The 26,004-nt window shown below is 35.9% G+C and carries 31 protein-coding genes, 1 tRNA gene and 2 pseudogenes; 16 read left to right on the top strand and 18 right to left on the bottom strand.

Annotated elements, in window-relative coordinates; genetic code table 11:
* Positions 1 to 36 precede the first annotated feature (36 nt).
* The 7 genes from F938_RS13285 to F938_RS13255 form a co-directional block, all read right to left on the bottom strand.
* Positions 37 to 396: a cupin domain-containing protein gene (locus F938_RS13285; RefSeq protein WP_004828890.1), complete on the bottom strand. Its 360-nt coding sequence runs from the start codon at positions 394 to 396 to the stop codon at positions 37 to 39.
* Between the two features lie 77 nt (positions 397 to 473).
* Entirely contained in the window at positions 474 to 1,022 is a 549-nt protein-coding gene (gene folE, locus F938_RS13280; protein ID WP_171064926.1) for a GTP cyclohydrolase I FolE, read from the bottom strand.
* Between the two features lie 128 nt (positions 1,023 to 1,150).
* The gene (locus F938_RS13275; RefSeq protein WP_005032424.1) at positions 1,151 to 1,852 is read right to left on the bottom strand and encodes a Smr/MutS family protein; all 702 of its coding nucleotides are present in this window, start codon (positions 1,850 to 1,852) and stop codon (positions 1,151 to 1,153) included.
* 114 nt (positions 1,853 to 1,966) lie between these two features.
* Positions 1,967 to 2,950, bottom strand: a complete 984-nt coding sequence (locus F938_RS13270; RefSeq protein WP_005032422.1) for a hypothetical protein — start codon at positions 2,948 to 2,950, stop codon at positions 1,967 to 1,969.
* Positions 2,951 to 3,177: 227 nt separating this feature from the next.
* Positions 3,178 to 3,984, bottom strand: coding sequence for an indole-3-glycerol phosphate synthase TrpC (gene trpC, locus F938_RS13265; RefSeq protein WP_005032420.1), 807 nt, complete (start codon positions 3,982 to 3,984; stop codon positions 3,178 to 3,180).
* An 18-nt stretch (positions 3,985 to 4,002) separates the two neighbouring features.
* On the bottom strand, positions 4,003 to 5,049 hold the full coding sequence (trpD, locus tag F938_RS13260; RefSeq protein ID WP_004828881.1) for an anthranilate phosphoribosyltransferase: 1,047 nt from the start codon (positions 5,047 to 5,049) through the stop codon (positions 4,003 to 4,005).
* Between the two features lie 15 nt (positions 5,050 to 5,064).
* Positions 5,065 to 5,652, bottom strand: coding sequence for an anthranilate synthase component II (locus F938_RS13255; protein ID WP_005032417.1), 588 nt, complete (start codon positions 5,650 to 5,652; stop codon positions 5,065 to 5,067).
* Between the two features lie 403 nt (positions 5,653 to 6,055).
* Here F938_RS13255 and F938_RS24945 point away from each other — a divergent pair.
* From F938_RS24945 to F938_RS13240, 4 genes and pseudogenes are all read left to right on the top strand, one after another.
* Positions 6,056 to 6,347 (top strand): annotated as a pseudogene (locus F938_RS24945) (terminase); the annotation flags it as partial.
* A 178-nt stretch (positions 6,348 to 6,525) separates the two neighbouring features.
* Entirely contained in the window at positions 6,526 to 6,903 is a 378-nt protein-coding gene (locus tag F938_RS13250) for a hypothetical protein (protein WP_005032415.1), read from the top strand.
* Positions 6,894 to 7,112, top strand: coding sequence for a hypothetical protein (locus F938_RS13245; RefSeq protein WP_005032413.1), 219 nt, complete (start codon positions 6,894 to 6,896; stop codon positions 7,110 to 7,112). The genes F938_RS13250 and F938_RS13245 overlap by 10 nt, the downstream gene beginning before the upstream one ends.
* Before the next feature lie 66 nt (positions 7,113 to 7,178).
* A complete protein-coding gene (locus F938_RS13240; protein WP_005032411.1) occupies positions 7,179 to 7,925 on the top strand; it encodes an IS5-like element ISAbe13 family transposase in 747 nt (248 codons plus the stop codon).
* Between the two features lie 450 nt (positions 7,926 to 8,375).
* Here F938_RS13240 and F938_RS13230 read toward each other — a convergent pair whose 3' ends face one another.
* Entirely contained in the window at positions 8,376 to 8,777 is a 402-nt protein-coding gene (locus F938_RS13230; RefSeq protein ID WP_227510921.1) for an EF-hand domain-containing protein, read from the bottom strand.
* 445 nt (positions 8,778 to 9,222) lie between these two features.
* Here F938_RS13230 and F938_RS13225 point away from each other — a divergent pair, with 445 nt between their 5' ends.
* The 7 genes and pseudogenes from F938_RS13225 to F938_RS24730 all read left to right on the top strand — a co-directional run bounded on the left by F938_RS13225 (position 9,223) and on the right by F938_RS24730 (position 12,530).
* Positions 9,223 to 9,798 carry a hypothetical protein gene (locus tag F938_RS13225; RefSeq protein WP_005032405.1) on the top strand — a complete coding sequence of 192 codons (576 nt, stop codon included), beginning with the start codon at positions 9,223 to 9,225 and terminating at the stop codon, positions 9,796 to 9,798.
* A 219-nt stretch (positions 9,799 to 10,017) separates the two neighbouring features.
* A pseudogene (locus tag F938_RS24740) lies at positions 10,018 to 10,317 on the top strand (transposase); the annotation flags it as partial.
* A 137-nt stretch (positions 10,318 to 10,454) separates the two neighbouring features.
* Positions 10,455 to 10,531 (top strand) — tRNA-Met (locus tag F938_RS13220).
* Positions 10,532 to 10,857: 326 nt separating this feature from the next.
* On the top strand, positions 10,858 to 11,079 hold the full coding sequence (locus tag F938_RS13215) for a hypothetical protein (protein ID WP_005032403.1): 222 nt from the start codon (positions 10,858 to 10,860) through the stop codon (positions 11,077 to 11,079).
* 238 nt (positions 11,080 to 11,317) lie between these two features.
* Positions 11,318 to 11,518 (top strand): hypothetical protein, encoded by a 201-nt coding sequence (locus tag F938_RS24735; protein WP_004824680.1) that lies wholly within the window; start codon positions 11,318 to 11,320, stop codon positions 11,516 to 11,518.
* A 515-nt stretch (positions 11,519 to 12,033) separates the two neighbouring features.
* The gene (locus F938_RS13205; RefSeq protein WP_005032401.1) at positions 12,034 to 12,294 is read left to right on the top strand and encodes a hypothetical protein; all 261 of its coding nucleotides are present in this window, start codon (positions 12,034 to 12,036) and stop codon (positions 12,292 to 12,294) included.
* Between the two features lie 110 nt (positions 12,295 to 12,404).
* On the top strand, positions 12,405 to 12,530 hold the full coding sequence (locus F938_RS24730) for a hypothetical protein (protein ID WP_009586673.1): 126 nt from the start codon (positions 12,405 to 12,407) through the stop codon (positions 12,528 to 12,530).
* A 215-nt stretch (positions 12,531 to 12,745) separates the two neighbouring features.
* Here F938_RS24730 and F938_RS13200 read toward each other — a convergent pair whose 3' ends face one another.
* Positions 12,746 to 13,678, bottom strand: coding sequence for an IS5-like element ISAha2 family transposase (locus F938_RS13200; RefSeq protein ID WP_001040037.1), 933 nt, complete (start codon positions 13,676 to 13,678; stop codon positions 12,746 to 12,748).
* A 589-nt stretch (positions 13,679 to 14,267) separates the two neighbouring features.
* On the opposite strand from F938_RS13200, the gene F938_RS13195 reads away from it, so the two are divergent.
* The 3 genes from F938_RS13195 to glnA all read left to right on the top strand — a co-directional run bounded on the left by F938_RS13195 (position 14,268) and on the right by glnA (position 17,688).
* Positions 14,268 to 15,209: a hypothetical protein gene (locus tag F938_RS13195; protein WP_005032399.1), complete on the top strand. Its 942-nt coding sequence runs from the start codon at positions 14,268 to 14,270 to the stop codon at positions 15,207 to 15,209.
* Positions 15,210 to 15,329: 120 nt separating this feature from the next.
* Complete coding sequence (locus F938_RS13190) at positions 15,330 to 15,860, top strand: GTP-binding protein (RefSeq protein ID WP_026040421.1); 531 nt, start codon at positions 15,330 to 15,332, stop codon at positions 15,858 to 15,860.
* Between the two features lie 412 nt (positions 15,861 to 16,272).
* Positions 16,273 to 17,688, top strand: coding sequence for a type I glutamate--ammonia ligase (gene glnA / locus F938_RS13185; RefSeq protein WP_009586679.1), 1,416 nt, complete (start codon positions 16,273 to 16,275; stop codon positions 17,686 to 17,688).
* A 515-nt stretch (positions 17,689 to 18,203) separates the two neighbouring features.
* On the opposite strand, the gene F938_RS13180 is transcribed toward glnA, so the two are convergent.
* The 5 genes from F938_RS13180 to F938_RS13160 form a co-directional block, all read right to left on the bottom strand.
* A complete protein-coding gene (locus F938_RS13180; protein ID WP_004824664.1) occupies positions 18,204 to 18,611 on the bottom strand; it encodes a DUF3106 domain-containing protein in 408 nt (135 codons plus the stop codon).
* Entirely contained in the window at positions 18,601 to 18,927 is a 327-nt protein-coding gene (locus F938_RS13175) for a hypothetical protein (RefSeq protein ID WP_004824662.1), read from the bottom strand. Before F938_RS13175 ends, F938_RS13180 begins: the two co-directional genes overlap by 11 nt.
* The gene (locus tag F938_RS13170) at positions 18,920 to 19,534 is read right to left on the bottom strand and encodes an RNA polymerase sigma factor (protein ID WP_010591608.1); all 615 of its coding nucleotides are present in this window, start codon (positions 19,532 to 19,534) and stop codon (positions 18,920 to 18,922) included. The genes F938_RS13175 and F938_RS13170 overlap by 8 nt, the downstream gene beginning before the upstream one ends.
* A gap of 156 nt (positions 19,535 to 19,690) precedes the next feature.
* On the bottom strand, positions 19,691 to 20,467 hold the full coding sequence (locus tag F938_RS13165; RefSeq protein WP_004824658.1) for a TrmH family RNA methyltransferase: 777 nt from the start codon (positions 20,465 to 20,467) through the stop codon (positions 19,691 to 19,693).
* A 108-nt stretch (positions 20,468 to 20,575) separates the two neighbouring features.
* Positions 20,576 to 21,550, bottom strand: coding sequence for a class 1 fructose-bisphosphatase (locus F938_RS13160; protein ID WP_004824655.1), 975 nt, complete (start codon positions 21,548 to 21,550; stop codon positions 20,576 to 20,578).
* A gap of 174 nt (positions 21,551 to 21,724) precedes the next feature.
* Between F938_RS13160 and F938_RS13155 the strand changes: the two genes are divergently transcribed.
* A complete protein-coding gene (locus F938_RS13155; protein WP_004824653.1) occupies positions 21,725 to 21,910 on the top strand; it encodes an NF038105 family protein in 186 nt (61 codons plus the stop codon).
* Between the two features lie 81 nt (positions 21,911 to 21,991).
* Entirely contained in the window at positions 21,992 to 22,597 is a 606-nt protein-coding gene (locus F938_RS13150) for an SMI1/KNR4 family protein (protein WP_005032391.1), read from the top strand.
* 241 nt (positions 22,598 to 22,838) lie between these two features.
* On the opposite strand, the gene pal is transcribed toward F938_RS13150, so the two are convergent.
* From pal to F938_RS13130, 4 genes are all read right to left on the bottom strand, one after another.
* A complete protein-coding gene (gene pal / locus F938_RS13145; RefSeq protein ID WP_004824646.1) occupies positions 22,839 to 23,408 on the bottom strand; it encodes a peptidoglycan-associated lipoprotein Pal in 570 nt (189 codons plus the stop codon).
* A gap of 50 nt (positions 23,409 to 23,458) precedes the next feature.
* Positions 23,459 to 24,742 (bottom strand): Tol-Pal system beta propeller repeat protein TolB, encoded by a 1,284-nt coding sequence (gene tolB, locus F938_RS13140; protein ID WP_005032388.1) that lies wholly within the window; start codon positions 24,740 to 24,742, stop codon positions 23,459 to 23,461.
* Positions 24,743 to 24,963: 221 nt separating this feature from the next.
* Positions 24,964 to 25,443, bottom strand: coding sequence for a cell envelope integrity TolA family protein (locus tag F938_RS13135; RefSeq protein WP_005032384.1), 480 nt, complete (start codon positions 25,441 to 25,443; stop codon positions 24,964 to 24,966).
* A gap of 71 nt (positions 25,444 to 25,514) precedes the next feature.
* Positions 25,515 to 25,961, bottom strand: coding sequence for a cell envelope integrity TolA family protein (locus F938_RS13130; protein WP_228129517.1), 447 nt, complete (start codon positions 25,959 to 25,961; stop codon positions 25,515 to 25,517).
* Positions 25,962 to 26,004: the final 43 nt, after the last annotated feature.

Below are 26,004 nucleotides of genomic sequence, written 5' to 3'. Positions count from 1 at the left end.
CCTGTTAAACAAAACATATTTTTTAGATTGCTGTAATTAAACTTCAACCACTACAAAATATTTTTTTACAGCTTCTACAACTTCAAATGTTCCTTTAAATCCGGGAGGAATAATACCTGCTTCGCCGGCTTGGATTTCTATAAATGTTTGGGTTAGTTGATCATGTAGACGAACAACGCCTTCAATCATTTGGAAAAATTCTTGTTTATTGTCTGCAAATTGAATATGCCAAGCACCAACTTCACATCGCCAAATACCACAGTTCATATTGGGATGTTCATATAAGCTTTCTGTAAGGCGTTTTGGATTTCCCTGTACCAAACGGTCTGCACGAGGATGGTCTACACTCGTTTCACTTTGTGTTAATCCATAACCAGCAAGCCAAATTGAAGACATGATAAAATCCTAAGTAAAATAAAGCCTCAGTAGAATGAGGCTTTAAGAATTATATTTGAAGCAATCAAATAAACGTCTTAATGTGCTTCTGGAACAGCAGAAAGAAACTCACGGCGTGCTTCTTTATCTGTTTTAAAGTCGCCGACAAATGAGACTGTACGTGTGGTTGACTCTTGTTTGCTCACTCCACGCATCATCATACACATATGCGCTGAATCAATCACCACAGCAACACCACGTGCTTGAGTCACTTCAGCAACAGCATCCGCGATTTGTTTGGTCAGTTGTTCTTGAATCTGCAAGCGACGTGCAAACATTTCAGTAATTCGTGCAAATTTGGATAAACCGAGTACATTACCAGACGGAAGATAGGCAATATGTACACGACCATGAAATGGAAGTAAATGGTGTTCACATAAAGAATAAAATTCAATATTTTTAACCAAGACCATTTCGTCATTATCAGAAGGGAAGACCGCATTATTGGTCACTTCTTCAAGCGTTTTGCTATAACCAGACGTCAAGTACGAAAAAGCTTTAGCCGCACGCATAGGCGTATCTTTCAGACCAGGACGGTCTAAGTCCTCGCCAACGGCAGTTAAAATATTTGCGTAGGATTGCTGCATAGACATAAAACGTGTTCACTTATACGGTTTGAACAAGGACGGCATTGTAGCAGAAAAATCGATAAATTTTTTCAATTACAAGATAAACCGCCACTGTGGGAGATTTTGGGATTGAATCAAATAAAGGATTATGAGTTACGATTAAACTTTGGGTTTTTTTCAGCACGTTTAAGTAGCACCAAAACAGCACCAGTACCGCCTTGTTTTTCAGGAGCACTCACAAATGCTAAAACATCGCGGTGCTGACGAAGCCACCCATTAACATAAGTTTTAAGAATTGCTTCAGGACCTTTGCCATGCACAATTTTAATGACATTTTGATTTTCATCTTTTGCCATTTGAATGATTTGTAAAACTGCGGAACGCGCTTCTTCAACAGTACAACCGTGTAAATCAACGGCCTCAAACCAACGAAGATTTCCAGCCTTTAAATCTTCAAAAACCTTATGTTGCAGTGTTGCAATGCGATAACTTAATGCAGCTTGACTGGCAACAGGGTTGAGCATTGCTTGAGTATCTGATAATTCAGCATCATCAGCTTCAAATGCACCTTCAGCGGCAGCACGTTTTGCGAGCGTTTTTGCATCTGGCTTTTTTCTGACATCATTACGCTCAATTTTAGCAATATTGCTGTTATCCAGTTTAGTCACACCTGTTAAAGCAGTTTTAAACAAATCGGCATCGTTAACGTCATCTTCATGGGATGAAAGCACATGTTTGGTTTCGGGTTGTGCTGCAACTTTTGAAGTGTGTGGATGAGTGATTTGTTTTTTGAACTGCTTTAATAAATCCAGTTGAGACTTGGAAAATGTAGAATCAGACTTACTCATAATTGCAAAAAACAATGGACGGCGATATTTGATGCTAATTATAGTCTGAAAGTGATTAAATTTGAACTGAATTGCATTCACAGGATGGTGTGAAATTTAAGAGTGCCAAGAAGTTTATGGTTTATTGAGATATGATTCGATTAATTTTAGTACACGTTTATTTTTATATTTCTTTGCAACTTCTAATGCTGATTGTTGCTCATTAAATTTTGAAATACAGACTTTTTCTATTGAAGCGCCTTTGTTGAGTAAAAGGGCAACAGTTTGAAATTGATTGAGGCGTATTGCTTTACCCAGTGGTGAACACATCGTGAAATAATATGTGTAGGGTTCGATTTCATCTATCACGATTTGGTTGAGCTGTCTAAGTCTCATATTATTTAAAAAATCCAGATCATGATGTTCGATGGTCGCCATAATTAAATCAATATCATTAAACTCAGTATTTTCGATTAAATATTGAAGATATAAAGCTTTGGCTTTTTTATAATCATTGACGTCCTGACTTTGAGTGAGATTTTTAATTAGATTTTGCATAAATTCATTCATATCATCGAAACGATTGATCGCCGCATAAAACATTAATGTATTCAGCATATAAGGTTCTGCTGACAAATTTTTACCCAGCCAATCTTGAGATTTGACATTAAAATTTTGTTCAAACTGATTTAGTATTTCGAATGAAATCGGTTGAGATTGAATGTTGATTGCTTTGTGCAATCTACGTTCCTGTCCTTTATAAACAAGATGGTATGTTGATTTTTGAACTTCTTTATTTTCGGTGTCGATAGTAAAGTCAATATGGATGGGGGGGGCTTGATAACTGATAATTTGAATTTGGTTGTTTTTAAACAGGTAGTTTTTTTGCTCAAGAAATTCCATATCTATATTTGGAAAAATTTGATCAAGATCAAGTTGAGCAGCAATGATACCTTCAGATGGTTGGGGGATATTAAAATAGAGTATCCGTTTTGAATCAATATAATAGGGTGAACCAGTGTAAATGGGTATTTCCTTTGCCCAACTCATTTGCTGTAACGAATACAACAGCACTAACAATAAAAAAACAAAACTGCGAGTTATAGATTTAGATTTCATTATTCTCAATTCTCAATTAAAAGCAGACTTAAAATAAATTATATTGTTGGTATTTGTGAGAACAATCTATGTAAATATTACTTATATTTAAAATGTAAAACCATAATGCAACAATCAATAAAAGATGAAAGTTAAATAAAATACTTTTCAATCATTAAAAAAATTCTATCAATAGAGGCTAGCTATACAGGTATAAAGGGTGAGCAGACTCACCCTTTATTCAAGAGTTATATGTTTTCAGGTGTGCCAAAGAGCGCTGTAAAAGCATGATCAGGTCGAGGTTGTTTCATAAAGCTTTCACCCACCAAAAATGAATGAATATCATGTTCTTGCATCATTTGAACATCACTTGGTGTTGCAATACCACTTTCCGTAACCAACAAACGTGTAGGTTCAAGTAATTTTTTCAAACGCAGTGACGTATTTAAATCAACATCAAAGGTTTTTAAATTACGGTTGTTCACCCCTAATATACAACGATCTGAAAGTTTTAATGCGCGCTCAAGTTCAGCTTCATCATGGACTTCAACTAAAACATCAAGATTGTGTTCAAATGCCGTTTTTGACATTTCTTCAAGTTGCTGGTCAGACAAGCAAGCCACAATTAACAAGATGCAATCTGCATGTAGGGCACGCGCTTCAATCACGCCATATGGATCAATTAAAAAATCTTTACGAAGGGCGGGTAAATTACAGTGATTTCGTGCAATTTGAATATTTTCATCAGCACCCTGAAAGAAATCAACATCTGTTAAAACGGACAAACATGCAGCGCCTGCTTGTTCATATTGTTGAGCGATTTCGGCAGGATCAAAATTTTCACGAATAATGCCTTTTGATGGCGAAGCTTTCTTAATTTCTGCAATCACACCTGGGCGTTTACTATGTAACGCTTGTGCAAAATGCCGAACAGGGTTTGCTGCATGAGCAAGCTCCTCAACATCCTTTAAACTACGTTGTTTTAAACGAGTTGTAAATTCTTCATGTTTACGATCAACAATTTTACCTAAAATCGTATTGGCAATATCTAGCATGGTCAAATCCTTCTATCCTTAAGCTTCATATTCTTTAAGCGTTTTGGTAAATTCAGACAAAATGCTCATTTTTTCCAAAGCTTGTCCACCGTAGATAATATCATGTGCTAAAGCGACGCCCTGTTTATAGGTATTGGTTAAACCTGAAACGTAGATGCCTGCACCAGCATTTAAAGCAATCATACTTGCTGCTTTTTCACCTTTTGCTGATTTTTTCTTGCCCAGCGCATCTTTTATTAATGCAAGGCTCTCAGCTGAACTTTCGACTGAAAGCCCTGTTAAGGTTTGCGATTCAATATCGACTTCTTCTGGTTGAATTGTCCACTCTGTCACTTCACCATCTTTCAACTCAGCCACATAGGTTGAGGAAGCTAGACTGATTTCATCTAGACCATCTTTAGAATGGACCACCATCGCATGTTCAGCACCTAGTTGCTTGAGCACTTCAGCCAAAGGACGGCATAGTTCTGTCGAAAAGACACCAATTACATAGCGTTTTACCCCAGCCGGATTCGTAAGCGGGCCGAGGAGGTTGAAAATACTGCGGAAACCGAGTTCTTTACGAGGACCCGCTGCATATTTCATTGCTTTGTGATGATTAGGGGCAAATAAAAAACCAACCCCCATTTCTCGAATACAACGTTCAGTTTGTTGCATATTCAAATCAAGATTGATGCCTGCTTGTTCCAAAAGATCAGATGAACCAGACTTTGATGACACACCTCGATTGCCATGTTTTGCTATCGTTGCACCAGCAGCAGCAATGACGAATGAGGATGCTGTCGATACATTAAATAGATTTTGTCCGTCACCACCTGTACCCACAATATCGACTAAATGAGGAATGTCACTGACTTCAAGCTTAATCGCAAACTCACGCATGACACGCGCGGCAGCCGTAATCTCGTCAATACTTTCACCCTTTAAACGTAAACCCATCATGAGTGCGCCTATTTGGGCATCAGTCGCTTCACCTTGCATAATGGTGCGCATCACTTCTTCCATTTGTGGTTGAGTGAGTTCAATATTTTTGGTGATATTATTTAAAGCTTGTTGAATATTCATGATTTGCTACTACACTCATTTCGCATAAATTTCTAAAAAGTTTTTAAAGATTTGATGACCATGCTGGCTCAGAATTGATTCAGGATGGAACTGCACACCTTCTATAGGTAGTGTCTTATGTTTTACACCCATAATTTCTTCCATTGAGCCATCTGTTTCATTGGTCCAGCAGGTAACTTCAAGGCATTCAGGAACTGTGGCTTGATCAATCACGAGGGAGTGATAGCGTGTCGCTGAAAAAGGTGAAGGTAAATTGCTGAAAATCCCTTGATCGCTGTGATACATGTCAGATAAGCGACCATGCATTACGGTTTTGGCACGAATAATATCGCCACCAAAAGCTTGACCAATCGCTTGGTGCCCTAAACAAACGCCAAGTGTAGGAATTTTTCCAGCAAAATGTTGAATTGCTGGAATAGAAATCCCTGCCTCAGTTGGAGAGCAAGGACCAGGACCAATGACCAGATACTTTGGTTGCCATCGTTCAATATCCTCTAAAGTCACGGCATCATTGCGAACAACTTTTACGTCTTGGTTTAACTCGCCAAAGTACTGGACAATGTTATACGTAAAGCTATCGTAATTATCGATCATTAGAAGCATATTGATACTAACCTATAGAAATTTATCAATTTATTTTGTTTGGTGATTTTGGATACCCGTTAGGTTACCCGTTTTGGCAAAAGTACCTAGTCACAGCACAAAATAAAAAAAGCCTGCTAGGTGCAGGCTATAATATCAGATTCTTGTTTAAATTCTTCCACTTTTTGCTTTACATAGGACTCATACCAGAACACATTTTTTTCCAAAATTCGATTGGACCGTTTGATATTTCCTTTGTTAATTTCAGAGTAGAACTTTTTGCTACCTTATTCTAAGTAATCCATAATAACATTAGCTCGGACATGACGATCAATTTCCATCAACCTTCCTCCTTTTCTTCTATCAATTCACCATCACAAAAGCAGCAAAACTTAAATTCATGTTCACTTGGTAAGGATTTCTCTTTCATGGCAGTACTTTAAAACGCCTGCCTATTTCAGAGTTTGGTAAAATTTGTGCAAAAAATCCAGATAATGCGCGTGAAATTGTCACTGGTGCTTTTGAAGCTGTGAGTGTTGATGAAAAAATCACACTTGAATCAACAGCTGAGGGTTAGACGGGCTATTTTTATGATTATTGCCAAGAAGCTGAAAAGCTTCAATTACAAGGTAGAACTTTAGTAATATTAGATTGGAAATTCTTTTTCTTTTTTGTAGAAAAATGGTGAATATACTTTGCCAGTTGCAGGTGAATTGGCAAGACTTGATATAAATTATATAAAACTGACAAATATCTAATTGAGAGATTGATTAATCCATTAACTGACTAGAAATATACACTGAAGCAGTTAAAAGAAATTGATGAGAAGACATTTAAGAATTTAGGGTTTTCAGTATAATGTTGCTAATTTTTTAAATAATGGAAAAAACTTAAATGAAATTAATAATTTATTTTTTAGGATTTTTATTTGTGACTAACAGTTTTGCGGGGGTAGCTCAGCCATTTGAAGATGAATACTACAGGTTGCAAACTAAGTTTATTGAGGCTCAAACTAATAGTAATGATGTTTACAGGTATCCTGACGGGAACATGGTTACCAAGGTTGAAGATAAAATTAAAATTCAAGCCGCTAGAGACTGTTTAACATGGAAAGCAGAAAGGGATTTTGATTTACATATTTTAAACAACTTTAAAGAGTATGAATCTGCAAAAGAGAAATCATTTTTTATTAATGCTAGTAAAGATGAGTGGCTAGACAATTTAAAATATTTAAATGAAAAAATAAACAATCCAGAAAATAAATGCATTTAATCTCAAATTACAGAATGCCGCTGAAAGGCGGTTTTTTTATTGCCTGTGCAAATCTCAGGCTTACAACTCCGCAAGGTGGTTATTCCTCGCCTCTTAAAATTACTGAACTCAAACTTTGCCCAAATTGGATTAATACGGCTACTGCTGACACTGCTGTTCCACCACTAATTGAGATTGCTTTTATTGTTGTTTATATTGGGGCGTGTTGACACTTTTAGATTAAAAAATAGCGAAGTAGTAAAATTAAATCGCCAAACCCAATTCTACTATTCGCTATGCCTCGTACCATGTTAACAGATCAACACTGGCAAAAGTTGAAAGCTATTTTGCGTAATTTATCCATTCATCTCAACTCAAATTTAAGAAATTTTATTGAAGCGATTCTTTATAGGATTAGAACTGGGTGTCCTTGGCGTGACATACCCACTTGCTTTGGACAACCGAACTCTATTTTTAAACGTTTTAATCGTTGGTCTAGCAGTGGTAAGTTACTCACTATATTTAAATTATTATCGCTGAATACAGATATGGAATGGCTGTTCATCGATGGTTCTCATATTCGCGCTCATCAACATTCAGCGGGTATCGCTGATCAGGCAATCTCTAAAAGTGCTGGAGGAAACTCCTCCAAAATACATTTAGTTGTAGATTCAAATGGGAATCCTATTGATTTCATTATTACTGATGGAACGACACATGATGTTAAGGTCGCACCTGATTTAATTTCAAAACTCGATTTAAATGAGGCAGAGATTGTATGTGCAGATAAAGGCTACGATTCAGAGCCATTAAGACAGCAGATTAGAGCAACTGGAACAAAAGCGAATATACCTAAAAAAACCAATAGCCAATCAAACAATGACCATATGGATTGGTATTTATATAAAATCAGGCACTTAGTAGAAAATATGTTTTGTAGGTTAAAGCAATTTAGAGGGATAGCCACTCGATACGACAAGTTAAAACGGAACTATGAAAGTTCTGTTGCATTAGCTTGTATATTTTTATGGCTCCCCTTGTAGGTTAAATTATGAACCCTAAATGTCAACAGACCCTGGTTTCATCCAAAGCATTTGCTGAAAATTAAACGAATGAACTCGAAGATATTCTTCAGAACGATGAAGGTGGTCATTACTTCGTACTAGCAAATAGAGCATTTTCAATTATGGGGTTCAGACAGGATGGAAGAAAGATAAGTGATCTTCAAAATAAGCTCCTTTCTGTAGACGAAAAATACAATAAAAATGAAATTAACAAACTAATTCAAAAAGCTTATAAAGAGCCGATTAATTCGAGTGTAATGGGTAAAATGGTTATCACGTCGAATTTTATGAATGACATCGAGCAAGAATGTATGCAACAAAACCCAAATAATAATGAATAATTTTATATACTTTTAAAAATTCAAATATTAAAGCCGAGTTATCACAGTCCAGTTTTTATACTCTCGTAAGAAGACTATTCAATAGTGGTTAGTTTTTAAATAAAATATTCATAAATTTTTGCCATGTAGAATCTGGTTTAATTTGCTCTCGATATTCTAATTCCGCACATGGATTTGTAAAATAGTAACTATAGACACCTTCAGCAAACTCATTTTTACTGAGTTTCCCATTTTTATCATCATCTAATTTCTCGAATATACTTAACCGATTGGGGTCTTTTTTTGATGGTGGATCTACCCATGGCATTGGCTCTTTTAATAGATTTAGTGCAACCCACTCATTTTTTTCAAGAAGTTTATTTTTGTTTTTATCAGCAGCTTGAAAAAGCATTGCCCAATCAGGTGTTGCAGGTTCACAGCCGTAAACAAAGTTACTTGCGGTTGTACACAACATTATCAATATAAAGTGTCTTATTTTAGAAATTTGCATACAAATTCACTGTTAAAAGATGGAATCAATAATGCCAAATGTCGTTTTAGCTTACAATGAAGAAAAAATTAGCAATTTGCCCTAAACACTTTCTAAGATCATTTTTTTAAATCAATTAAAAATGGGCGTATCACATGACTGACTCAATCAAAATGGTTTTTATTTTAAAAGATTTAAATTAATGAAAATTTAATTTCCGATGTACTTTAGATGAAAACTCATTTAAATAAAGTGTTAATAGTTTTACACATATTTAGTCGAATAAATATTCATTTTTTCTTTACACTTTGTTACATTGAGCGCACTTTATAATAAGTGGTCATGATATGAAAAAAATCACATTTGAATTAACTATTGTGCTGAGCTTTGTTTCATTTGCCGATTTGGGACGAGGTCACCAATTGTTGAATCGTACGTTTTCTATGACCATGTGAGGGCACAGATTGTGAAATATATTGCAGGTGCGCTCATTATTATCGTGTTGTCAATCGGATATTTCATCAATAAAAACAACAAGGAAGACATGGTGCGATTAAAGATGGCTGAAATTCAGCAAAATACAAGACTTATGCAGAATAAGATAGATGAAGTTCAAGCTCAACGAGAATCAGAAGCGAGAATAAAAGCAAAAGCGCTTGAAAAATCGGTGAAAGAAAGACAAGAAGCCAACATATATGAAACTCAACAGTACTCTTCAAATGAAAGTTATCATGATATGAGTAAACAAACTGAAAACGAGTCGATTCCAAATCGATATAGTGAACAAGAGTGGAAAGATATTTGTAGATCTGCATCATTGACGGCAAGAACGGTAATGCATAACAGACAACGTGGTCATTCAATGAGTGATCAATTTGATGCATTATTACCAAATTCAGAACCTCAAATCAGAAGTTTAATTGAGAATATGATCAAACTAGCATATGGAAGGACACGATATAGTACACCTGAGAGTATGAAAAGGGCTGAATTAGAGTTTGAAAACGAATATCACTTAATTTGTTTACGCTCTTATACTTAAAAAAAGGCTTTGTTGCACAAACTTGTTCTTAAAGGCTTCTTTATTAATATAATTTTTGAATAAAGAAGTCTATCCCCGAAAATCTATCGTACTAAGAATTGGTCATCGTACAACCAAGCTCTAATTAGTCGTGGTGATTTCATCATTTGGTTTGATCCAAATACCTAATAGTACGCTAAGGAAAATGGCAAACAATGGCGCACTCCAACCTATTCAGATGCAGCTTCGATAATTCCACCCAGGAAAAATACCAAGCCTTGGAAAGATAAACGAGCGAGTTCAATTGAACGTAATGCACTATTTGATACAGTAAAACGTCTAGGCAGAACAATATGGAAGAAATAGGCAGGGTATTATTGCAGAAGTTTGGTTGAGACCAAGATGCACTGCATCAAATTATTAGGCGATAAATTGCATGCAAGGAACTTCGAAAGTCAGGTCAATGAGGTTCATGGATGTATTGCCGTATTCAATAAACTTACTGAATTAGGTCAACCACATACCCAGATTGTATCTTAAATTCGGTCAACCTAAGAAAAATTGGCTTTTTTATGTTTGTGTAACAAAGCCGATAGGCGGAAATTATATTTTTTAACATAACTAAAAAATAAACATTGTGTTACTGTTCTATTCAGCGTATAACTGTCACTCATTGCTGCGGGATGGAGCAGTCTGGTAGCTCGTCGGGCTCATAACCCGAAGGTCGTTGGTTCAAATCCAGCTCCCGCTACCAATGAAAAATTTAAAGTTTATAGCCTAGTTAGCTCTATGCTTTCTAGGTTTTTTTTATTCAATGCCGTACTTATTAGTAATTAGTTTAGAATATCGGATAAGTTATTTTGGTTAAAGTATTGAAAAATATATTTTTCTATTGATTAGAATTTAAATCAGGGTTGGCTATGTTCCAACTCATATATGTATTCCCTATAAATATGCTGATGTAAAAATTGGAAGTTTAATTTTAGGCGCAATTGCCTCTCACAATTGGATTTTAAAATATCTCTCTCAAATAGTGAATGACTGAACTGTTTTACAAAACCTCAATGAAATGAGTAAAAAATGAAATTAATAAATGGATGGACGATTGCTAAAGCAGTCAATGGAGATCAAATTCAAGTCAGAATTATTCCACTGAAGCGTAAACAAAATAATGTTGGCGGCATTTCTTGGGTTGAAGTAGGCAAGCAAATTCAACTCGAAACAGGACAGAAGTGTAATTTTAATCTCGATGGACGATCTTTCTATATTGGATTAAACAAGCTTTATCGAATAACACTCTAAAATGTTCCATGTACCTTTGTTTTGATTGAAATTATCTTATGGCTTGCTTTGGCTTCTTAATTATTCAAATATTTTTGCATTGTTGAGTTAAAGATTAACTTGGAAAATTTATAATTTTTTGATAAAGAAAAGAACCATAATCGAGAGGGGGTATTTGAATCAATATCACGCTGATGGTCAAGAAAGATTATCAAATGATGAGCTTTTCTATAGCCGTCATATATATTAAAATTGAACCATGAAAAGATTACAGAAAAAACTCCAAAGTCCTCTATCGAATTGGACCACGGATCAAGACTGCTATTTGATTGAAAATAGTGTATTACCTATAGAAAGTTTAGTTCATCATTTACCTTTTACCGAGGAAGAAATCCGTAAAAGAAAAGAAACTCTTGGATTGGTTAGAAGACAAAGACAAATGATGAAAGCAATTCAATAGAGATATATTTATTTAATTCAATGTCTTATGTTTATAAAATTGAGGTGGTCGATCTAAATTATTCACTTTAAATGATAATCATTTGCATTTATGTTGAGTCAATAGTATAGTCTCTAGCAAGAATTAAATAGAATAAAACAGGACATACTAGACCGCCCAGCTTGCATTCTCCTCAAGCTGGGCTTTATTTAAACTGCCTATTCTCATATCAAAAGCGGGACTAGTTTTAAACTAGATTAAGTGCTATCAAATTTAAGTATTTAGAATGCATCCTGTTTGCAGGAAAGTAATCTCTTTTATTTTTTAATGGAAAAATCTTCAAATAATGTCGCATTTTTTATAACTTAATTTAAACAAAGTAAATGAAAAGATTGATGGTTTTTTATAATTAATTGATATAAATTAATGATTTAATATGTATTTTTGAAGATTGTTGTAATTTCATTATTTATACTGAATTAGGTGTTGCATCCCTCATAATCATTGATTGTGCTTATTAATATGAGATTTTTACCATGTTTACTCCTACAATTACTGAAACGAGAATGCACCAGAATCAATCACAATATTTTTCAATTGAGCAACTCAAAAGATTTTTGAAGAAGCAAATCAGATTAAAAGCAGATCAAGGCGAATTGTTTGTGAGCGAATGTCTTGCAAAAGATTTCGCTCTTCATGAACTAGACAAATTAAGTGAAGAATTTAAGAAAGCTGGATACAAGGTAAAGCTTAAAATGATAGGAAAAGAAAAAATATTTTCTGTTTTCTGGAACTGATAGGCGATTATTTTTTTCAGCACAGTAAAAAAATTGTGAGTTTCATGAATTCAACAATTTGGTTATTATTTTCTGCTATTGTTTAATTTTTAAGCAAGATTGGGCTAGATATGAAAATCATTTCGATTGTAAGTTTAGTTTTATTATTGGGCTTAACTGCGTGTCAAAAAAGAGATTCGGATACGCAAAAACAAGATCAAACCACGACACCGCATTCGGTAGATAAAGACAGTTAGATCTTCATACTGCTCATTTTAACAAACAAAGTAGATTACATTGGATTACTGACAGGTTGTTACTCTTGGTGAATTTAGCCTCGTTTTGCGAGGCTTTATACCAATATCATATATGATGAAAGATTTGGCAGTACAAAATAAGAATAGTTAACAATTCACATCGGCTTTGTTGCACAAAGATTTAAAAGATAACACTCTGCTCATTTGAACAGAATTCAAGTGACAACTTGGGTATGAGGACGACCTAATTCTGTAAATTTGTTCAATACGGCTATGCGTGCATGAATCTCATTCACCTGACTAGAAAAACTCCTTGCTGTTAATTTATCACCTAATAGTTTGATGCAATGCATCTTGGTTTCAACTAAACTTCGACGATGATAACCAGACCATTTTTTCCAAAGCGTTCTTCCTAAACGTTTAACTGTTTTCAGTAACTCATTCCGCTCTAAAGATCTCAATTTCTGATCTTTCCATGGTTTTGCATTTTTTCTTGGCGGAATGAGCGCATGTGCATCTCGATCTAGAATGACTTGTCTGCAGTGCTTCGTGTCATAAGCACCATCGGTATAGACCGAATCAATTCGTTCATCTAAGGGAATTTGAGCAAGTAAATCACCGAGTACTTGCGAATCGCTCACATTATTTGTAGTAAGCTGTACTGCACGTATTTGCAAGGTTTCAGCATCGATGCCAATATGAAGCTTACGCCATTGGCGACGATATTCAGGTCCATGTTTCTTACGTTTCCACTCACCTTCACCTAGAAACTTTAAGCCAGTTGAGTCGACGAGTAGATGTAGCCCATCACTACTTTTTTGATAGCTAATCGCAATATCAATATGTTTTTGTCTTCGACAAAGCGTACTGTAATCTGGTGCGGTCCAATTTAATCCACAAAGTTTAATCAGACTTTGAACAAAACCTGTGACCATGCGTAAAGAGAGTCTAAATAAAGATTTGATCATTAAACAGCATTGAATAGCCGTATCGGAGTAAGTTTGATTTCGACCTTGCTTGTTTTGTGGTTGTGCATACCACTGAGTGTTTGGATCAAACCAAATGGAAATGTTGCCCCGATTAATGAGAGCGCGATTATAGGAAGACCAGTTGGTTGTACGATAAGTTTTAGGAGTAGGTTTATTCATTTTGAAATTATAGGACTGAATAAACCTTATAGGCTCTAGGTTTGTGCAACAAAGCCATTCACATCTCAATAAGCAATCACAAGTCGCATTCGAACAATTCAATCTGGTCTTATTTAAAAGCCTTGTGACTCAATAATATATCCTAGGATGCAGTGTGATTTGTACCAGCAAATCAGAAACAACGATTTTATAGAATCTTTTAGTATATGAGAATGAGAGATTATCTCACTTAAGCTCAGCATGAAAATGATTTAATATACAAATGTTATTAAAATTTTTAAATAAAATATTAAGTTTCATTAAATTTTTTAATTGATTAATATGTACCTTTGGTGGAGTTGGGGTAAATGAAATTCAGATGTTATGATTAAGTTATTGAATTATATGTATTTTATAATAAATAATTTATTTTATATATTTTAATGAAAATATTTTATTTAAAGCTCAGTTATTATATTCTTGTATTTGAAACATTAAATTGTATATTAACTTTGCTACAATTTTTTCACACTAAAGATAGTGTTTTTTGTTTTATTTTTTGATAAAAATGATAAACTGGTCACACTCTATACGAGGCCGTGGGGGCTAAATGAAAGAAGAAGTAAAAATTGCGATATTTGGCTTGAGCTTAAATGTACTTGATGCAATAAAGCAGAAAATACGATTGATGTATGATGACTCACTTCAAGTAAGTTGGGCAAACATTGCTGATCCGCATTTAGATATTCTTCTTGTGAATGATATGTTTTTTAGTTCTCCTACAATTCAAAATTTGGTGGGTGTAAAAAAAATACCTTATCTAAGGTTAATCAATAAAAATGAAAAATCAGGGCAAATCGAAGGGGATAAACTGTATTTACCTTTTTCTGCCACTGATGAAATTAGAAAATGGTTTAAAGATCGTTATTTCCATGTGCCTGTTAGCCATAAAACAGTGCATATTGTAAATCAAATTTCAAAAACTTTAGATCTCACAAAAATTGTTCCAGAGTTTTTTAATGAAAGAAACGGTAATGTACAAGTTTTTGATGCCAAGGGTAATATTGCATTAGTGAATATTCGAACTCAGCAAGTATGGGTGGATGCATTACGTAAAATTCAAGGCACTGATGTTTCTTTAAATTTTACTTATGCCACCATGCAAATGGCGCAATCAGTGAGTTCAAATCAAGGTATCGAACTTAAGTCTTGGTTGTGGAATCTATTGTGGTATTCCAATGATATTAATACCACAATCCACAAAGGGGACTATTATCAACTTATTGATTGGCCACAGCCTAATCATCAAAATGAAAGACAAATGATTTTTAAAATAGCAGCTTGTTTTGAGCAAGGAGCGACTATTGCCCAAGTGGTGCAAAAAACGGGTTATAGTAAAGATCAGATTTATAAATTTGTCTCAATTGGTTTATTGAGCAATATGCTCAAAAATATACCTGAAGAAGAAGCAAAATTAATTGTTGAGGAAAAACAGTCGGCAGGTGTTCTACGTGGTTTCTTTGGTAAATTACGGAAAAAATTAGGGCTGTGATTTGGTAGCTGATTGTTCAACTTGAAAATTGATTGCATAAACATGGTTTTTTTAAGTTGAAAAATAAGTACTACAACTTAATCAATGTGTAGCAATAAGAACTTGAATAAAGGTGATAATGTGATTTTACAACAGTATAAAATTGTATTTGGTGGCAAGATGGGGGCAGGTAAAACTGAAGCGATTAAGTCTTTGTCTGAAATTTCAGTTTTATCTACTGAAGCACAAAATACTGATGAACAATCACACAGTAAAGCGTTGACCACTGTTGGGATTGATTACGGCGAAATCCGTTTAGAAGATGGTGTTGTTGTAGGTTTATATGGGACACCAGGACAAGACCGATTTGATTTTGTCTGGTCAGTGATCTGTAAAGGTGCAATAGGTGCTGTAGTATTGATTGATCACTCTCAAAAAGACGCAATTGAGGATTTGAAGTTTTACTTTCAAAGCTTCAAAGAATATGTAAACAACATTGTTGTTGGAGTAACGCATGTCGACGAAAACCCACAGCAGCTGCTAAAACAATATAAAGATTGGATGAGTTTAAATCAGGTCAATATGCCCATTTTCGCTGTAGATGCGAGAAAGCAAGATGATGTATTGTTAATGGTTGAAGCATTGATTGCTCGAGCAGAAGTTGAATTTTGATAAAATCATCAGCTCTTTATAAGAATACGTTCAATATGAACGTATTCTGTCTGAATACACAGTGTAGCCATTTTATGGATACACTTTTTTAATGTGCTTGAAATGATTGAATGTCATCATCACCGTGAAAAATTTGAAAGTAAGCACCAAGATAAAACATTTTAACGAATATGCACAAAAATAGTGCGTTAAAATAGTGCTGAATGATTTTAAAATAAGAAGTGTGTCTGAATATGGTGCAATTCTATTTGCACTCAGTATAATAGAAGCGAAATAATGGTTGCTAAGCTTATTTTCTGATAAGAAATTCAATAAATTAGCAATTATTTTAAAAGTTGGTATGCTAATTGCTTTATAGATACCAACTACTAACACGCACTTCACAAGTGCAACAAAAATTCATTGGAGCAAAATGAGCATGGCGAACAAGGTCCTTCAACTCATACAAGAAAGTGGCGCAAAATGGGTCGATTTTCGCTTTACTGATACTAAGGGTAAAGAGCAACATGTAAGTTACCCTTCAGATACTATCGATGAAGATACTTTCGAAGATGGTAAAATGTTTGATGGTTCTTCAATCGCTGGTTGGAAAGGCATTGAAGCATCTGACATGATTTTACGTCCAGATCCTGAAACTGCTTTCCTTGATCCGTTCTTTGCTGAAGCGACAATTGTCGTGACTTGTGATGTTATTGAGCCTTCAACTGGTCAAGGTTATGACCGTGACCCTCGTTCAATTGCTCGTCGTGCTGAAGAGTATTTAAAATCTACAGGTATTGGTGATACTGCATTCTTTGGTCCAGAACCAGAATTCTTTGTTTTTGACGAAGTTAAATGGGACATCGACATGTCTGGCGCTCGCCATACTTTGATCGCTGAAGAAGCTGCATGGTCTACTGGTAATTCTTACGAATCTGGTAACTCTGGTCACCGTCCACGTGTGAAAGGTGGTTACTTCCCAGTTCCTCCTGTTGATTCTCATCAAGATATGCGTGCTGAAATGTGCGCGCGTATTGAAGACATCATGGGTCCTGGTCGTGTAGAAGTACATCACCATGAAGTTGCATCATGCCAATTAGAAATTGGTGTGAGTTTCAACACGATGGTTCGTAAAGCAGACGAAGTTCAACAGTTCAAATATGCAGTGTGGAACGTTGCTCATCAATATGCAAAAACTGCAACCTTTATGCCTAAACCAATGGTAGGTGATAACGGTTCTGGTATGCACGTTCATATGTCGATCTCTAAAGATGGCAAAAACTTGTTTGCTGGTGATGAATATGCAGGTCTTTCAGAGATGGCATTGTACTTCATCGGTGGTATTATCAAACATGCTCGTGCGTTGAATGCGATTACTAACCCTTCTACAAACTCGTACAAGCGTTTAGTACCACACTTTGAAGCGCCGATCATGCTTGCTTACTCAGCACGTAACCGTTCTGCGTCTATCCGTATTCCTTACGTTTCTAGCCCTAAAGGCAAACGTATTGAAGCTCGTTTCCCAGATCCAATGATGAACCCGTACTTAGGTTTCGCGGCATTGTTGATGGCTGGTCTTGATGGTATTCAAAACAAGATTCATCCAGGTGAAGCTGCTGACAAAAACTTATATGATCTTCCTCCTGAAGAAGAAGCAAAAATCCCAACAGTTGCTCACAGTCTTGATATGGCGCTTGAAGCACTTAAAGCGGACCATGACTTCCTTCTTAAAGGTGGCGTGTTCACCAAAGAAATGTTAGATGCCTATATCGAACTTAAAACTGAAGATGTTCGTCGTTTAAATACAACGACTCACCCAGTTGAATTTGATATGTATTATAGCTTGTAATTCAGATCTGAATTTAAGCGATAAAAACCTGCCTTGTGCAGGTTTTTTTATTGATTAATCATTCAAATTAATCTCTATAATTGACTTGAGTTCCAATATTTTAATTTTACTGATTGCTTGGTATTGATGGAAGGGTAATTGATTCAAAGCGCAGTCAATCTGTGAGAGATACATACAGTAAAATACAATTTCTTTTGATCAATAAAATGAATATTAAAAGTACGTAGTTTGAGATATAAAACTATCAATGTCATGTTTTACATCTAAAGTTTAAATAGATTGATGAAGGCAATATCTCAACATAGAAAGACAATCTATGATTTAAAAGTACAAAACAAATTAATTACTAAAAGACTATAAGAGTTTGTACTAAGTTGTGCATTATTTTATTGTAAAATATTGAAATTTAATAATTTTTAAAGTGATTTAGAGGTTTGACTATATTTTTGAAAGAATAAATTTGAGTAAAAAAAGCCAGTACCATGACTGGCTTTAGTACACATGGATAGATAATGTTAATGCGATACAACACTACTTGGTTGGTATTTTTGAATATATTTTTCACGAATTTCATTGCGTTCATCTGATGTAGATGCTTTTTGCATTTTTTTCCGCATTTCATTACGTTCAGATGTGCTCATTTGTTGCCATGCTTCACGCATTTTTTGCTTTTCTTGTTCAGGAAGTTGAGTAAACCAGTCCATACGTTGTTGTAAAGCAGCGCTTTGTTCAGTTGGGAGCTCTTTTAAATTTTGGTAGCGTTTGATTAATGCTTTTTGTTCATCTTCAGACAGCGCATCCCATGTTTCATTGACTTGCGTATTCGCATCTTTGGAAAAAATCCAAAAACGTTCAAATCCAGCAAAACTTGTTTGTAGAAAACCAAAAGCACAAAATGCCAATGCTAATTTTCTAGCTACCATGAGAATTTTTATCCTCACCAAAAACAGATAACATATCTAAATCTTCCATCATTTGTGGTGAAAGTTTAGGGCTAATCACCACTTGTTGCGGTGTATGAGCTTCATTGGAAACATCGAAAGCATTTGGTACAACAACAAAGCCTGTAATTGCTGCTGCAAGTGCAAAGCCAGTCATTTTCCAATTGCTAAAGCGTGATGTTGGCTGATCTTGGATACGATCTAACACATTATTCATCACCACTGCTTTATTGCGGTGATGACGTGCAAGTTCATCCAGTTTTGCCGTCACTTGTTTGGTGAAATCATCATTATTCATGTGATGAACCTCCATACGGATTTAAATGTGATAGCGCAGTTCTCAATCCTTGAATTGCTCTATGGTAATGGGTTTTTACACTACCTTCGCTACAGTTCATAATTGATGCCGTTGTCTGTGTATCAAAGCCTTCCCATGCACGTAGCATAAATGCTTGTTGTTGGCGTACAGGTAATTCACTAATCGCGTCTTGAATTTCTTCAATAGTGACATCTTGATCTAAAAACTGAAGCGGGTTTGGTGTAGATTCATCAACAATTTCCATCGCTTCTTCATCATCAGAATCTAAATCGATTTTTCGAAATAGGGAAAAAGGAGATGCTCTACGTGCTTCTTTACGACGCCAATCTTGTAGTTTGTTATTTAAAATAGTGTAGAACAATGGATACCATTCTTCTGTGGACTTATCCGCATAAGACTTATGTAAGGAAATAAATGCTTCCTGTACCAAATCCATTGCAATCCCATTATGACCTTGTGTTGCATTTTCCATCATGACCAAGGCACGACCTGTCACATCCTGCATAAAAAAACGCAGGCGCTGTTCACTGGTACTCGTTTGAGCACTGGCTGTTTCAGTCTGTGACTTCTTTGGTGCTAAGTCCATAGAGATGGAAAATCCCGTCATTGGGTACCCACCATTATTTTAAATTCATATCACTATAACGTTTAAAAAATGGTTTGGGTTGACACGTAAATCAATTATTTTTTTCAGTTTAAATGATTTTCTTCAATAACGGGCGATATTTAAAATAATTTAACTTTATAGTCGTTGACGAACCATTTCAAAGAAACAAATTGAGCCTGCAACAGCGACATTGAGTGATTCTTGACCGCCTGGTTGTGGAATAGATACAGCTTCTGCACGTTTTAATGCAAATTCTGAAACGCCTTGACCTTCATTACCCAAAATCCACACACATTGTTTACGTAAATTTTTGGAATACAGACTTTCTGCTTCATGTGAGCTGGTCACATAAACAGGAATTTTGAATTGCTTTAAAATATCCTCAAGTACAACATTCTCATAGGTTTGTAAGGAGAAATGTGCGCCCATACCCGCACGCAGAACACGTGGTGACCATAATGAAGCAGAGCCTTTTGTACAGACAATTTGTTCAATGCCTGCAGCTGCGGCAGAACGCAATAGCGTTCCGACATTACCAGGGTCTTGAACATTTTCAAGAATTAACGTGTCTTCGCTAAAATTCAATGCTTGTGTTGAGCTTGGCAAATCAACGATTGCAAGGCAGGCAAGGGTGGTTCCTAAGGTGCTTAGGTCCTTATATAATGCTTCGCTGATCACGAACACCATCCCTTGGTATTGGTCAATGATCTCACCAAGATCCTCATGATCCAATGCATGCTCAGTGGTGAAAATCGAATTAATTTTGCGTCCCTTTTCTAACCATGCAAGACTCAGGTGTGTGCCTTCAAGTACAGTTTGTCCTTGTTTCTTACGATAAGTATTTTGTTCAATTAAACCTCTTAGGTGTTTAATTTTAGGATTGTCTTTTGATTCAAGGAAAATTGTAGGCATGGGAGAGTAGATCCAAAAATAAGTAAGATCTGTTGATCATTCCAAAATGAATTTACAACAGACCTTTACTGGTTTTACGCGCTTAAAGCGCACGTAAAAATGAAAGAATTAGTGATGATAGCTTGTAACAAGTTCAACTTCATTCTTAGAGCCAATCACGACTGGAACACGTTGATGTAACTCAGTAGGTTGAATATCTAGGATACGCACGCGACCTGTTGTAGATGCACCACCGGCTTGTTCCATTAACATGCTCATTGGATTGGCTTCATACATCAAACGCAGGCGACCTGCTTTTTGAGGGTCTTTGGTGTCGTATGGATATAGGAAGATACCACTGCGGCATAGAATACGGTGAATATCACCCACCATACATGCTACCCAACGCATATTGAAGTCTTTTTCGCGTACAGAAGTTTTACCTGCTTGTAGCTCATCAATATAACGTTTTACAGGCGCTTCCCAATGACGTTGATTTGAAGCATTGATTGCGTATTCTTTAGTATCCGCAGCCACTTGAACATTTTCAGAAGTCAGTAAAAATTGTTGAGTTTCTGGATCGAAGGTAAAAAATACAACACCTGCACCAACTGTAAGTGCCATCATGGTTGATGGACCATAAAGAACATAACCTGCAGCAGCTTGTTGTGAACCTGCTTGCATGAAATCTTCAGCTTGTGTAATGCTATTTTGAGCAGGAAGGATCGAAAAAATTGTACCTACACACATGTTAATATCAATATTACTTGAACCATCCAAAGGGTCAAATAAAACAAGATATTTGCCGTTTTCTTGCGCTGGGGTAAACTCATCTAATTCTTCTGATGCTAAGCCACCCACATTTGAGTTAGCTTTGAGTGCATCAATTAAATAATCATTTGAAATAACATCAAGTTTCTTTTGTTCTTCACCTTGTACATTTTCATGTTGAGCACTGCCCAGTACACCTGCTAACGCACCTTTTTGTAGCGCCTGATCAATGGTTTTACATGTGTTGGCAATCGTTTCAATCACATTGGCAAGTTCAGGTGTTAAATTCCCTTGTTGTTGTTCTAAATATTGGGATAGAGTGCGATATGACATATCAGAGGTGCTCCAAAAGCGATAAATTTTGACACATTAAACAATAACGGTATTTTAGATGAGTTCAGCTCAAAATAAAAATTATCCTGTGTTATTTGTCGTGAAATTACCCTTGCAAGTATTTTAGAAAGTGTTATGTTGGATATACGGATAATAACGTAAAGGAGCACTCACATGACAACGGCAAAGTTTGAAGCGACTCCGACTCAAAATGAAGGTATTGATCTTAAAGAGATTAGTGCTGAAAATGTGAAAGAAGCATGGAAGAATTACGAAGCTAAACCTGAGTTCAAAGAATTCAATAAGCACGATATGATTGAATCCATGCAAAGTCCCAAGCCAGACGAGTCAAAGGCTTAATCAATAAGAAGCGTTTATCACTTTGATAAGCGCTTTTTTATTTTATAATCCAAGTAAATTTCGAAGACTATCGCATCAATCATGATTGAAATTCATCATAAAGCAGATATCGTCTTTCCATTTCATCAAATTGGAGAGCCAGAGTGGGAGGTAAAAACCCAACGCATTTTGCAATCATTTGCAGATTTAAATGATGAAGAAGTTGCATCTCCAATAAATATTGATGAAATTGATCAACTTGAACTGCGCTTAAAAACCACTTTGCCAGTTTCTCTAAAAATTTTCTATCAAACATTTGGCATTGCGGATATTGGTGAAGAGCTACAACAGTTTGATGATATTGGCTATTTAAAAGATATATGGGCTGCCGCACCAGAATATGCACCTGAATTCACTTCAAAAGATCTAGAGGTTTTACCGCATTTGATTACTTTTAGTGACTATCTCGGTAATGGCAATATGTTTTGTTTTCATGACATAAGCAAAGAAGTCTATTATTTTGATCATGATGATAGACCTTATTTGGCAAAAATCTTTGATGATGTCGATGAATATCTCAAATGTTGTTTAATCTTGTTGCAGTCGGATTTATTTGGTGATGCTACCCCTGATCAAGTTGAGCAATGGGTAGAAGATATGGTGATTGAGCTCATCGGTGATCAAAAGCTCCAAAAATGGCGGTATTGATTTTTAATCAATTGAAAGTCTCGTTTTTAAAATTTAACTATAGATGTCAAGCGTGGCAGTGCAAGCTTTAGATCATCAAACAATATATTGATTGTATTCATTTTATTGATCGAGAGAAGTAATATTCTTCTGTATAAATTTTTCAACAGATTGACTATAAATGTCAAAATCATCAATTGGTCGGCTAGCCTAAAATAAAAATGCCCAATTGAATTGGGCATTTTTATATTGTTTTTAAAAATTATTTTAATAACGGTGGAACAGCTTCATAGTTAATTTCGACACGACGGTTTTCTTTCCATGCAGATTCATCATGTCCTGCATTGATTGGCATTTCTTTACCATAACTTACCGCTTCTAATTGGTTTGGCTTAACACCGTTAGTGATTAAGTAGCTTTCTACAGCTTTTGCACGACGTTCACCCAAAGCCATATTGTATTCACGGGTACCACGTTCATCCGTGTGACCTGTTAGAGCAACTTTTGAATTTGCATTGGCGATTAGGAATTGTGCATGCGCTTGAAGTGTCTGATAGTCATCATTTGAAAGATCACTACTGTCATAGTCAAAATGTACAACACGCTTTGCTAAAAATGCTTTGTTTGCTTCAGTTACACCTTTGGCTGAAGCGCCTGCTAAATTTTGTGCATTTAAAGCTGCATCTTCACTTAAGCCCGTCGTGTTTACCGTAGTCGCACTATTGGGATTTGTTCCAGACTCTACTGTTGCAGCAGGTTTACGGCTGGCACAACCAGTCATGACTAAGCTTGCTGCGAGTAATGGTAACGTTAAATATTGAATAGCTTTCATGTTGATCTCCGATACTTCCTTTTTAAATTAAGTCATGCGACATGGGTAAATCATTTAGGTGCCCAAGCAGGCTCACGTACTTCACCTTGTTCACTCGGTAAATTCATACGGAAACGACCATCTGTTGACATGATTGCCAATAAGCCACGATTTCCTTCACGCGTTGCATATACCACCATTTGCCCGTTTGGAGAGAAGCTAGGTGATTCATCGAGACTTGTTGGAGTGAGAATATTGGTAATTCCAGTAGAAATTTCTTGAATCGCGACCTTGTAATTGCTGCCAGAAGGGCGATGTACCAATGCAACATATTTGCCATCTGCACTGAGCGTACCACGAGCATTGAATGCGCCACGGAAAGTTAAACGTTTTGTTGACCCGTCATCAAAGCTATAGCGATAAATTTGCGCTGAACCACCGCGGTCAGAGGTAAAAATAAATGATTTCCCATCAGGTGCATAGCGTGCTTCTGTATCAATTGCACTGTCATTGGTCATTCGTTTAACTTGACGAGTGTCTAAATCCATTTGATATATTTCAGGATTGCCGTGCATAGATGCGGTGAACAACATAGATTTTCCATCAGGAGAAAAACTAGGTGCACCATTCAAACCACGGAATGAGGCTAATTTCTCACGAGCGCCAGAAGCCAAATCTTGAACATAAATGGCTGGACGTTTTGTTTCAAATGATACATAGGCGATCTTTTTAGCATCTGGTGTCCAAGCAGGAGAGAGAATAGGATCTCTTGAGCTCAACACAGTTTTAGGTTGTTCACCATCGGTATCTGCGATTTGCAAAGTATAACGTGTATCAGGTGTTGCAGGATTGCGTAGCACATAGGCGATACGTCCAGTAAAGTCACCTTGGATACCTGTTAATGCTTGATAGATAGCATCACTGATCATATGTGCTGCGGTACGTACACGCGAAGCAGGAACTGTGAGCAATTCATTGAGCAAGAATTTTTGCTTTTCGACATCATACAGTTGGTAATGTACAGCCAATGAACCATCAGCATTTACTTTTGACTCACCTAGAACGACATAAGGAACACCAGCGGCTTTCCAAGCTTCTGCATTCACATTATTTACGCTGGCAGTTGCAGGTAAGTTTTTAGAAGAACTGGTAAAGCGACCAGAACGATTTAAATCCTGTTCGATGATCGGGTAGATGGATTGATCATTGCTAAAAGGAAGAATGGCAATTTTAGGTGCGGACTCAGGAGCTTTAGCAATTTCTAAATGCAATTGTGCATACGATGTGGTGATCAATGCTGGGCTCAATGCAACAATTATCGCTAATCCTAATAGACGTTTAGGCATGATTTTCATTGGACTTCATGTACTCAAATATCAATTTTTAACTATGCTTAGCTTTGTAGCATAAAGACATTATTTTAATCTATATAAAGCATGTAATTATGAATAAAAGATGATAATTCGCTGTTTGTTGATAAAAAATAAATCTAAATGTATGACTCAGATGAATGACAGCTTGATAAGTTATCTAAACAAATTGATTAAAATCATAACCGTTGACGAAACATAGGATATTATTCACTGACAGCGAATTGGAGAGGAATTTCTTGAAATTGTTTTTTAAGCGATTGTTCATTAGGCATTTCAAAGGGAGCAGCTTTATAAATCGCTGTTTTGATTGAAAGCGCAAATTCATCACTAAACTGTCCACCCACGAATAGAATATCTTCAACATTTCCTTGTTCATCTAGATAGACCCGAACATTGGCTTTCTCTGCTAAATCTGTTGCAGGGCGTTTCCAATATTTTGTAATACGATTCATTCTGCTTTTGTAAATTTGACTGGTGATTTGATTTTGTCTAAGTTGTTCATTTTGTGTAGGTGTATTTTTTTGCTGGGGTGGAGCAGTTGGTGGCATTTCATGTGTAAACGGGTTAGAAGGTATTTGTTGCCTGTTAACCTCAATTGGCGGGTTGATTTGATTTTTTTCAGCAAATGAAAATGTTGAGAAACAAATAAGAAAGCTGCTAATCAGCAATGTTTTAAATTGCATTTTATTTTTCCAATGTGTCTATATGACTTGGTTGATAATAGATATTGTTTTAACTATAGAGAATGCAAATTCTATTCTACAATAAAGTTGACTGAGAAACTTTGTACATCTCTCCTAACTTCTGGTTGAGTGGGCAATGTGAATGGCGCTGCATCGTAGATCGCTTGCTCTATACTTGTTTTGACATCTGGAGCTGCTGAACTGACAACGATTGAGTCAATGGAGCCATTTTGTGTAAGCTTTATACGTGCGTTGGCTTTTTGTTCTGTTGCACCTGTTGGTATATGCCAAGCTCTTAGAATTTTATGGACAAATTCTTTTTTTATGCTGAATGCCAGTTTTTTAGCCTTCGCTTTTTGCTCGTTGGCAAGATCACTTTTCTTTTCAAGGGCTGACGCAGTTGTATTCAATTCCATTGGATGGATTGATGCAAAATTAGTTTCAGTAATTTGGCTATTTTGATTTGCAAGCGTGCTTTGATAGATCAATGCAAGAAATATAAATAAAAAAAATTTCACAAATACCTTATCCATAACGTGAATCAAATAAAAACCCTGCTGA

The organism is Acinetobacter bereziniae LMG 1003 = CIP 70.12, from assembly GCF_000368925.1.
GTDB lineage: Bacteria > Pseudomonadota > Gammaproteobacteria > Pseudomonadales > Moraxellaceae > Acinetobacter > Acinetobacter bereziniae.
Note: the sequence above shows the minus strand (reverse complement) of the source record. Positions and strands in the feature narration are given on the sequence as shown.

Coding starts and splice junctions, on each gene's coding strand:
- F938_RS13205 (WP_005032401.1), top strand. CDS start 12,034: ATGTTTACTCCTACAATTACTGAAACGAGAATGCACCAGAATCAATCA.
- F938_RS13150 (WP_005032391.1), top strand. CDS start 21,992: ATGATTGAAATTCATCATAAAGCAGATATCGTCTTTCCATTTCATCAA.
- glnA (WP_009586679.1), top strand. CDS start 16,273: ATGAGCATGGCGAACAAGGTCCTTCAACTCATACAAGAAAGTGGCGCA.
- F938_RS13240 (WP_005032411.1), top strand. CDS start 7,179: ATGCCTCGTACCATGTTAACAGATCAACACTGGCAAAAGTTGAAAGCT.
- F938_RS13230 (WP_227510921.1), bottom strand. CDS start 8,777: ATGCAAATTTCTAAAATAAGACACTTTATATTGATAATGTTGTGTACA.
- F938_RS13215 (WP_005032403.1), top strand. CDS start 10,858: ATGAAATTAATAAATGGATGGACGATTGCTAAAGCAGTCAATGGAGAT.
- F938_RS13245 (WP_005032413.1), top strand. CDS start 6,894: ATGCATTTAATCTCAAATTACAGAATGCCGCTGAAAGGCGGTTTTTTT.
- F938_RS13165 (WP_004824658.1), bottom strand. CDS start 20,467: ATGCCTACAATTTTCCTTGAATCAAAAGACAATCCTAAAATTAAACAC.
- F938_RS13195 (WP_005032399.1), top strand. CDS start 14,268: ATGAAAGAAGAAGTAAAAATTGCGATATTTGGCTTGAGCTTAAATGTA.
- folE (WP_171064926.1), bottom strand. CDS start 1,022: ATGCAGCAATCCTACGCAAATATTTTAACTGCCGTTGGCGAGGACTTA.
- F938_RS13200 (WP_001040037.1), bottom strand. CDS start 13,678: ATGAATAAACCTACTCCTAAAACTTATCGTACAACCAACTGGTCTTCC.
- F938_RS13170 (WP_010591608.1), bottom strand. CDS start 19,534: ATGGACTTAGCACCAAAGAAGTCACAGACTGAAACAGCCAGTGCTCAA.
- F938_RS13160 (WP_004824655.1), bottom strand. CDS start 21,550: ATGTCATATCGCACTCTATCCCAATATTTAGAACAACAACAAGGGAAT.
- F938_RS13155 (WP_004824653.1), top strand. CDS start 21,725: ATGACAACGGCAAAGTTTGAAGCGACTCCGACTCAAAATGAAGGTATT.
- pal (WP_004824646.1), bottom strand. CDS start 23,408: ATGAAAGCTATTCAATATTTAACGTTACCATTACTCGCAGCAAGCTTA.
- F938_RS13180 (WP_004824664.1), bottom strand. CDS start 18,611: ATGGTAGCTAGAAAATTAGCATTGGCATTTTGTGCTTTTGGTTTTCTA.
- trpC (WP_005032420.1), bottom strand. CDS start 3,984: ATGCTAGATATTGCCAATACGATTTTAGGTAAAATTGTTGATCGTAAA.
- F938_RS24735 (WP_004824680.1), top strand. CDS start 11,318: ATGAAAAGATTACAGAAAAAACTCCAAAGTCCTCTATCGAATTGGACC.
- tolB (WP_005032388.1), bottom strand. CDS start 24,742: ATGAAAATCATGCCTAAACGTCTATTAGGATTAGCGATAATTGTTGCA.
- F938_RS13255 (WP_005032417.1), bottom strand. CDS start 5,652: ATGCTTCTAATGATCGATAATTACGATAGCTTTACGTATAACATTGTC.
- F938_RS13275 (WP_005032424.1), bottom strand. CDS start 1,852: ATGAGTAAGTCTGATTCTACATTTTCCAAGTCTCAACTGGATTTATTA.
- trpD (WP_004828881.1), bottom strand. CDS start 5,049: ATGAATATTCAACAAGCTTTAAATAATATCACCAAAAATATTGAACTC.
- F938_RS13285 (WP_004828890.1), bottom strand. CDS start 396: ATGTCTTCAATTTGGCTTGCTGGTTATGGATTAACACAAAGTGAAACG.
- F938_RS13270 (WP_005032422.1), bottom strand. CDS start 2,950: ATGAAATCTAAATCTATAACTCGCAGTTTTGTTTTTTTATTGTTAGTG.
- F938_RS13135 (WP_005032384.1), bottom strand. CDS start 25,443: ATGCAATTTAAAACATTGCTGATTAGCAGCTTTCTTATTTGTTTCTCA.
- F938_RS13250 (WP_005032415.1), top strand. CDS start 6,526: ATGAAATTAATAATTTATTTTTTAGGATTTTTATTTGTGACTAACAGT.
- F938_RS13175 (WP_004824662.1), bottom strand. CDS start 18,927: ATGAATAATGATGATTTCACCAAACAAGTGACGGCAAAACTGGATGAA.
- F938_RS24730 (WP_009586673.1), top strand. CDS start 12,405: ATGAAAATCATTTCGATTGTAAGTTTAGTTTTATTATTGGGCTTAACT.